The sequence below is a fragment of the Luteolibacter pohnpeiensis genome, from assembly GCF_016595435.1.
GTDB classification, from domain to species: domain Bacteria; phylum Verrucomicrobiota; class Verrucomicrobiia; order Verrucomicrobiales; family Akkermansiaceae; genus Luteolibacter; species Luteolibacter pohnpeiensis.
In genome coordinates, this window is record NZ_JAENIJ010000226.1 from 1 (window position 1) to 357 (window position 357).

1 rRNA gene is annotated in these 357 nt (G+C 44.0%); it reads left to right on the forward strand.

Features of this window, described 5'->3' with window-relative positions:
• Positions 1–292 precede the first annotated feature (292 nt).
• Positions 293–357 (forward strand): 16S ribosomal RNA (locus JIN85_RS21055); the annotation flags it as partial.

Below are 357 nucleotides of genomic sequence, written 5' to 3' on the forward strand. Positions count from 1 at the left end.
CACCCGATCGGCTTTTTAGTCCCCTCGAAACAAGCTCTTTGATAGGATGGCTCAGCAATCACCATGCCAAATGGTGGTCGAGATCGCGAGATAATCGCGAAATTCACCACTTCATTTTAGGTTTTTGCTGGGAAGAGGAAAAAGATTAAATTGTGTGCCGCGTGATCATGAAAATGAAAACGTGGCTACCGGATCCTTAGGGGTCTGGTAAGGTCCTTAATGGATATGCATTCGAAACAAGAATGCAGGTTTGGACTAAGTGATATTTTTTAAATATTAACAGCCAAACCATTTTACGGAGAGTTTGATTCTGGCTCAGAACGAACGCTGGCGGCGTGTTTAAGACATGCAAGTCGC